Source organism: Variovorax paradoxus, from assembly GCF_009498455.1.
GTDB classification, from domain to species: Bacteria; Pseudomonadota; Gammaproteobacteria; order Burkholderiales; family Burkholderiaceae_C; genus Variovorax; species Variovorax paradoxus_H.
Genome location: NZ_CP045644.1, coordinates 2,428,724 through 2,435,646, shown reverse-complemented (window position 1 = coordinate 2,435,646; position 6,923 = coordinate 2,428,724). Strand labels below are relative to the sequence as shown.

The following is a 6,923-nucleotide window of genomic DNA, read 5'->3' as shown; positions in this document are numbered from 1 at the left end:
ATAAAAAATGGGACCGGACAAGCACGCGAAATGCACGCGACTCGATCAAACGGTGTGTTGACCGATGACTTTAGGAAGACGGTCCCGATCCATCCATCGGACGAGTCCGAAAGCAAGCCCCGCAGGCATAGGCTCAGGGCGAAACTGTGAACAAAGACCAGCGGAGTCGGCACAAAGCGCCAAAGCCCCTGCAAGTCGACGACTCGCAGGGGCCTTGGAAAAAAGGAACGCGGTGGGTAAAAAGTGCCGGGGAAAATCCGGGCCTGCTCAATCAGTGAGCAACGTGGTGCGAAGCCCCGTCAATGCTCGTTCTGCGGGTCCGCCTCCTCAGGCAACCCACAGAGTTATGCACAGAAAAACCTAACAACTGTCATCAAGTTGACTTGGCTGCGACGTAGCCCTTGAACTGCTCGCGCAGCTTGGTCTTCAGCAGCTTGCCGGTGGCTGTATGCGGCAGGCTGTCGACGAAAGCCACGTCGTCGGGCAGCCACCACTTGGCCACGCGCTGCGAAAGAAAAGTGAGCAGTTCCTCGCCCGTGACCTGTGCGCCCGCGCGCTTCACCACGATGAGCAGCGGCCGCTCCTGCCACTTCGGATGCGCGATGCCGATCACCGCGGCCTCGGCCACGGCCGGGTGCGCGCTGGCGGCGTTCTCCAGGTCGATCGACGAGATCCACTCGCCGCCCGACTTGATGACGTCCTTGGCGCGGTCGACCAGCTGCACATAACCGTCGGCGTCGATGTTGGCCACGTCGCCGGTCGGAAAGAAGCCTTCGGCATCGAGCACGTCGCCGCCTTCGCTGCGGAAGTAACCGCTCGCAATCCACGGACCGCGCACATGCAGGTGGCCGAAGGCCACGCCGTCGTGCGGCAGGCGCTGGCCGTTCTCGTCGACGATCTTGAGCTCCACGCCCCACACGCCGCGGCCCTGGCGCATCTTGACCGTCGTCTGCTCATCTTTCGGGAGCGCGAGGTGCTTGGGCAGCAGGTTGCCGATCACGCCGATGGGGCTGGTCTCGGTCATGCCCCAGCCTTGCACGAAGTCGGCGTTGAAGTCGCGCTCGAAGCGTTCGATCATGGCGCGCGGCGTGGCGGCGCCGCCGACGCCGATGCGCTTCAGGCCGATGGCGCGGGTGTCGATTTCGGGGTGGGCATCGAAGTACTGGAACAACATGAGCCACACGGTGGGCACCGCCTGCGAGAAGCTCACCTTCTCGTCGCGCATGAGTTCGTACAGGCTCTGGCCGTCCATGTGCGGGCCGGGCATGACGAGCTTGGCGCCCACCATCGCCGCCGAGTACGGCATGCCCCAGGCGTTGGCGTGGAACATGGGCACGGCCAGCATCAGCGTCATCTGCGAGCACACGCCGAAGGTGTCGGGCGCGCATTCCATCAGCGAATGCAGCACGGTGGAGCGATGGCTGTACAGCACGCCCTTGGGGTTGCCCGTGGTGCCCGAGGTGTAGCAAAGCGACGAGGCGGTGCGCTCGTCGAACGCGGGCCAGGTGTAGTCCTCGCTCTGCGCGCCGATGAGTTCGTCGTAGCACAGCAGGTTGGGCACGTCGATGGCCGGCATGTGCGCGCGGTCGGTCATGGCGACGAAGGCGCGCACGCTCGTGAGCTTCGGTGCGAGCTTCTCGACCAGCGGCGCGAAGCTGGTGTCGAAGAACAGCACCTTGTCTTCGGCGTGGTTGACGATGTAGTCGATCTGCTCCGGAAAGAGCCGCGGGTTCACCGTGTGCAGCACCGCACCCGAGCCCGACACGCCGTAGTACAGCGCCAGGTGCCGGTGGGTGTTCCACGCCAGCGTGCCGACGCGGTCGCCGGGCGCCACGCCCAGCACCTTCATCGCGTTGGCCACCTGCTTGGAACGCAGCTGCACCTCGCGGTAGTTGGTGCGGTGCACCGGGCCTTCGACGGTGCGGCCGACGACCTCGGCGTGGGGGTGGAAGGTGGCCGCGTGGTCGATCAGCGACGAGATCAGCAGCGGGCGGTCCTGCATCAGTCCGAACATGGTGTGTGTCTCCTGTTGGTTTCTTGTGAGCGTGCTTCTTTGAGGGCTACTTCACGGCAATCGAATCACCCATGGGCTCGAACTCCTTGCCGTTGAACTGCACCAGCTGCAGCGTGTGGAACGGAAAGTAGTCGGTGGCCGACGTGTTCAGCGCAATGCCCGGCAACAGCATGCCGGTGCGCATGTTCTTCAGCGTGGTGGCCTGCTCGACCAGCTTGCGCACCACCTCGGTGGTGCGCGGCGGCGTGTACTGGTCGTCGTAGCTGATGAGCGTGACCTTGCGGCCGTTGATGCCGCCCTTGTCGTTCACCATCCTGAAGTACGCCTCGTTGACCTTGCCGACGATGCCGTACGACGACACGGGGCCGCTGTAGGGCATGGCCATGCCGAGCTCGATCTCGGTGTCGGATGCGCCGGTGTCGTACTTCTTCTGCGCGAAGGCCGCGCCAGCGGCGAACAGGAGGGCCGCGCCGCCCAGGGCGGCGGCCAGTCGAACGATGGAGGTCATGGAAGCTTCAGTGGAAAAACGAAAAGGGGGACATCAGGAACGAGGCGATCAATCAATCGATCAGTCGCCCAGCACCTTGCCGAACGGCTCGTAGCGCGTGCCGTTGAAACGCACCAGCTGCATGCGCTCGATCGGATAGAAGTCCGTCGGCGAGGTCTTCACGTCGATGCCCGGGTAGAGCATCGGCGGGCTGTACTGCAGGTTGGCCGCCACCTTCATGATGTTGGCGCGCGTGAGGTCGTCACCCGCCTTGCGCAGCACCTGCTCCAGCGTCTGCGCCGACGAGTAGCCCAGCACGTTGAGCGAATCGCTCAGGTCGCCCGAGGGGTAGTACTTGCTGAACCAGGTCTTGTAGTCCTCGTACTCCTTCGCGCCCTTCCACATGTCGTCGGCCGGGTCGCGCAGGTAGGTGGCCGAGATCACGCCCACCGCGTTCTCGGGGCCGGCCGGCTTGATCACCGCCGACACCGACACCGACACGCTCGACAGATACTGCGTGGGCTTCCAGCCGATGTCGGCCGCCTTGCGGATCGCCTGCGCCGCGAACTTGGGCGTGGTGATGCTGAAGAAGGTGTCGGCGCCCGAGGCCTTCAGGTTGACCATCTGGCTGTCGATGGTCGGGTCGGTCACCTCGTAGGTCGACTGCGCCACGACCATCGTCTTGGCCTTGTCGCCCAGCGCTTCGAGAAAGCCCTTCAGAAAGTCTTTGCCGAAGTCGTCGTTCTGCATGAGCACGGCGACCTTCGCGTTGGGCTTGGTCGAGAGGATGTGCTGCGCGTAGATCTTGCCTTCGGTCTGGTACGTGGGCTGCCAGCCCATCGTCCAGGGAAAGGCCTTCGGGTCGCCGAAGCGCGTGGCGCCCGTGGCCACGAACAGCTGCGGCACCTTCTTCGCGTTCATGTAGCGCTGGATCGCCAGGTTGTGCGCCGTGCCCAGCGGACCGAAGAGCACCAGCACCTCGTCCTGCTCGACCAGCTTGCGCGCCTGCTCCACCGTCTTCGAGGGGTTGTAGGCGTCGTCCAGCGAGATGAACGTGACCTTGCGGCCGTTGATTCCGCCTTCGGCATTGAGCTTGGCGAAGTAGCCCGCCGCCGCCTTGCCGATGGTGCCGTAGGCCGACACCGGGCCCGAGTACGGAACGATGTGGCCGATCTTGATTTCGGTGTCGCTCGCGCCCGGGTCGTAGCGCTTCTGCGCTTGCGCCGTGAAAGCCGTGACCAGACCGAGCGTGGCCGCGAGGCCCGCGCCCAGCAGACGGCGGCGCGCGCTGTGGCGGGCGGAAAAGAGGGAACGTGTCATGGTGTTGTCTCCGTCGTTCTTGTGAAAAAGAAGCTGCCGGCCGCGGGCCTCTCACCAGACTTCATCGGACGTCATCGGACCTCGTGCGGCGTTCGGGCTGGATGGTAGGCAGCGCCCCCTGCGCGTCACATCGTCGGAACGGACGATTGAGAGCGCCCGAGGGTTGCCCCTAGCATGGGCCTCGACACGGAGACCCCACGCATCCGACCGAAGGCGGGTATCTTGAGGTGCGCCCGCCGGTGCGCTTCTCGGGCTGTGCCTGTGCCGACCTGTCGCACGCTGACCCTGCCGATCTCTCTTCCCCGGAGCCACACTTCATCATGAGCATGACCGTCTACGACGCCGTCGCGAGCCGCCGCTCGGTGCGCGAATTTCTTGACCGCCCCGTGCCGCCCGACGCCATCCGCCGCGTGCTGCAGGCCGCGCTGCGTGCGCCCTCGGGCGGCAACCTGCAGCCGTGGCACCTGCATGTGGTGGGCGGTGAACGGCTGAACGACCTCAAGGCGATCATGCGCACCCGCGTGCAGGAAACGCCCGGCGGCGAAGGCAGCGAATACGACATCTACCCGCGCGAGCTGGTGGCCCCGTACCGCGACCGCCGCTTCGCCGTCGGCGAGGCGATGTACGCGCGCCTGGGCATTCCGCGCGAAGACAAGGCCGCGCGCCTGAAATGGTTTGCGCGCAACTTCCAGTTCTTCGGCGCACCGCTCGCGCTCTTCTGCACGGTCGACCGCCGCATGGGCCCGCCGCAGTGGTCCGACCTCGGAATGATGTTGCAGACCGTGATGCTGCTGCTGCGCGCCGAGGGCCTGGACAGCTGCCCGCAGGAGTGCTGGGCCATCTACCCGCAGACCATCGGCCGCTTCATCGACCTGCCGCCCGAACGCATGCTGTTCACCGGCATGGCCATCGGCTACGCCGACCGCGACAAACCCATTGACGCCCTCGAGACCGAGCGCGCGCCGCTGGACGACGTGGCCGAGTTCATCGGCATCTGAGAAGGTGTGAACGAATCCGAGGCGGCGCATGTCGTGCAAAGCGCCGAGCAGGCCGCGCGCATCGAAGGCCTGGGCGTGAGCGGTCTACTTGGTGGTCTGCTTGGGCGGCAGCTCGGACACCAGAAGGCGCAGCTGCTCTGCACGACGCTGATTGAGTTCCGCGCCGCACGCGGCGCGGCCCATCTCGAGCGCGTTGCCGATGGCACCGCCGCCCATGGACGCCGCGAACGCGCAGTGCTCGGTCCGGTACTTCGCAAAGGCTCGGCTTGACACCGCAAGCCGGGTCTTGGCGAGGTCGATGTATTTGTCGTCCTCATCCCAACGGGCGATGGCCTTGCGTGCCTGCGCTTCAGCGCGTTTCAGGACGACTTCGCTTTGGGCCTGCTTCTTGTCCAGGCAGGTTCTGACCGCAGCCATGGAGAAAAATTCGTTCCCGCATTCGAGACGAATCTCGCCTTCGTTCATGAGGCCTCGACTCGATGCGGCGCTCGTGACCGTTGAAAGCGCGACCGCGACGACACATACCAAACAACGCGCTTGACTATTTTTCATTGCGCTGCATCTCCAGAACGATTTCGAGTTTTCTCACGTAGGTCGCCTCCCGTCCTCCGTTGTAGCGCTTGAAGATCAACGCCGTTGACAGGGGTCGCCAGCCTGAAATGACGCGTTGCGTCGAGGCTCTTTGGACCCGCAGAACCTGGCCGGTCTGAAGTATGGCTGCAGCTGGATTGAGCCTGGCCACCACCTCGGTCGTGGAGCCGTTGACTCTCGCGATCTTGTCGAGGCTGTCGCCCGGTTTGACAGTGACCTCGTAGAGCGTCGTATCGGCCGTCGGCATGCTGCGGTATTCGTACTCCGCCATCCGCATCAACAGGTAGCCGACGCCAGCCCGGATGTTGTGCGCCGGAACCGTACGAACCGAAACGGTCGTCAGCCGCTCTCGCCAGATCGGGGGCAAGATGAGGTTTCCGCCCTCGTTGCCGTAGAGCAAGGAGTCCATGCCCGGGTCTCCAACAACACCGATCTGCATCGGCTTGATGTGCCACTCCGGATTGCCCGCCCCCGACTCAACCCAGATGATCGCCTTGATCGTCCGCCAGTCCAACGGACGGTAGCCGGGCGTGGTCGCCAGATGCTGGTTGAAATCACTGACCGCCGATTGAATCTCGCGGTCCCAGATGTTCCATCGCGCGTCGCCGGGCGCGCGATCCACGCCCTCTTTCCATTTATCGAACCCGCTCTTCGGCGCTGCTTGTGTAGCCACAACCCCTCCCCTTCTTGATCGTTTCTTTTCGGTCCAAACGATTCTGCGCAGGGGGCGGCAAAGCGCCAGCGATGTGTAAATTTCGCGCCGCGTGTATCGCGCATTTACAGGGCCACCGAACACACCTGTGCGCCCAGCCCCACGACATATGCGCAGGCGCTTGCGAACAGGCTTTATTCGGGCTTCAGCTTCATGTCCTTGATCAGCCGCGACCACAGCAGGTTCTCGCGCCGCAGCGCCGCCATCAACTCACCCGGCCCTTCACCCGAAGGCTCCAGCCCCAGCCCGATCATGCGTTCCTGCAGATCAGGCTGCGCCACGGCCTTTCGCACCGCGCCGGCCAGCTTGTCGATGGCCGGTTGCGGCGTGCCCGCTGACGCGAAGAAGCCCCAGAAGCCGCCGTGACGGCTGGATGCACACCGGCGACGGCGGCGTGATGGACGCCGACGGTTTCGTCTACGTGGTCGACCGGCTCAAGGACATGATCGTGAGCGGCGGCGAGAACATCTACTCGGCCGAGGTCGAGAACGCCATCACGCAGCTGCCGCAGGTTTCGATGTGCGCCGTGGTCGGCGTGCCCGACGACCAGTGGGGCGGGCGCGTGCATGCCGTGGTCGTGCTGCGCGCCGGCGAAGCCCTGAGCGCCGAGGCGCTGGTGGCGCACTGCAAGACGCTGATCGCCGGCTACAAGTGCCCGCGCAGCGTGGAGTTTCGCGCCGAGATTCCGCTGTCGCCGGCGGGGAAGATGCTCAAGTACAAGCTGCGCGAGCCGCACTGGGAAGGACGCGCGCGCAAGGTGGGGTGACGCACCGGCGGGTGTGTCTGGGTGTGTGCGGGTGG

7 protein-coding genes and 1 pseudogene are annotated in these 6,923 nt (G+C 64.9%); 2 read left to right on the top strand and 6 right to left on the bottom strand.

What is annotated here, in order from left to right:
• Positions 1-373 precede the first annotated feature (373 nt).
• From GFK26_RS11215 to GFK26_RS11205, 3 genes are read right to left on the bottom strand one after another with little or no spacing between them, the layout of a single operon-like run.
• The gene (locus GFK26_RS11215; protein WP_153282036.1) at positions 374-2,014 is read right to left on the bottom strand and encodes a 3-(methylthio)propionyl-CoA ligase; all 1,641 of its coding nucleotides are present in this window, start codon (positions 2,012-2,014) and stop codon (positions 374-376) included.
• A 46-nt stretch (positions 2,015-2,060) separates the two neighbouring features.
• Entirely contained in the window at positions 2,061-2,522 is a 462-nt protein-coding gene (locus GFK26_RS11210; protein ID WP_153282035.1) for an ABC transporter substrate-binding protein, read from the bottom strand.
• A gap of 60 nt (positions 2,523-2,582) precedes the next feature.
• The gene (locus tag GFK26_RS11205; protein ID WP_153282034.1) at positions 2,583-3,821 is read right to left on the bottom strand and encodes an ABC transporter substrate-binding protein; all 1,239 of its coding nucleotides are present in this window, start codon (positions 3,819-3,821) and stop codon (positions 2,583-2,585) included.
• Between the two features lie 326 nt (positions 3,822-4,147).
• On the opposite strand from GFK26_RS11205, the gene GFK26_RS11200 reads away from it, so the two are divergent.
• A complete protein-coding gene (locus tag GFK26_RS11200) occupies positions 4,148-4,819 on the top strand; it encodes a nitroreductase (protein WP_153285931.1) in 672 nt (223 codons plus the stop codon).
• An 84-nt stretch (positions 4,820-4,903) separates the two neighbouring features.
• Here the strand turns inward: GFK26_RS11200 and GFK26_RS11195 are convergent, their stop codons facing one another.
• The 3 genes from GFK26_RS11195 to GFK26_RS11185 all read right to left on the bottom strand — a co-directional run bounded on the left by GFK26_RS11195 (position 4,904) and on the right by GFK26_RS11185 (position 6,403).
• Positions 4,904-5,284 (bottom strand): lysozyme inhibitor LprI family protein, encoded by a 381-nt coding sequence (locus tag GFK26_RS11195; protein WP_194274069.1) that lies wholly within the window; start codon positions 5,282-5,284, stop codon positions 4,904-4,906.
• Between the two features lie 76 nt (positions 5,285-5,360).
• Complete coding sequence (locus GFK26_RS11190; protein WP_153282032.1) at positions 5,361-6,083, bottom strand: LysM peptidoglycan-binding domain-containing protein; 723 nt, start codon at positions 6,081-6,083, stop codon at positions 5,361-5,363.
• Between the two features lie 173 nt (positions 6,084-6,256).
• Positions 6,257-6,403 carry a hypothetical protein gene (locus GFK26_RS11185; protein ID WP_416222550.1) on the bottom strand — a complete coding sequence of 49 codons (147 nt, stop codon included), beginning with the start codon at positions 6,401-6,403 and terminating at the stop codon, positions 6,257-6,259.
• An 80-nt stretch (positions 6,404-6,483) separates the two neighbouring features.
• Here GFK26_RS11185 and GFK26_RS11180 point away from each other — a divergent pair.
• Positions 6,484-6,888: pseudogene (locus GFK26_RS11180) on the top strand (AMP-binding enzyme); the annotation flags it as partial.
• Positions 6,889-6,923: the final 35 nt, after the last annotated feature.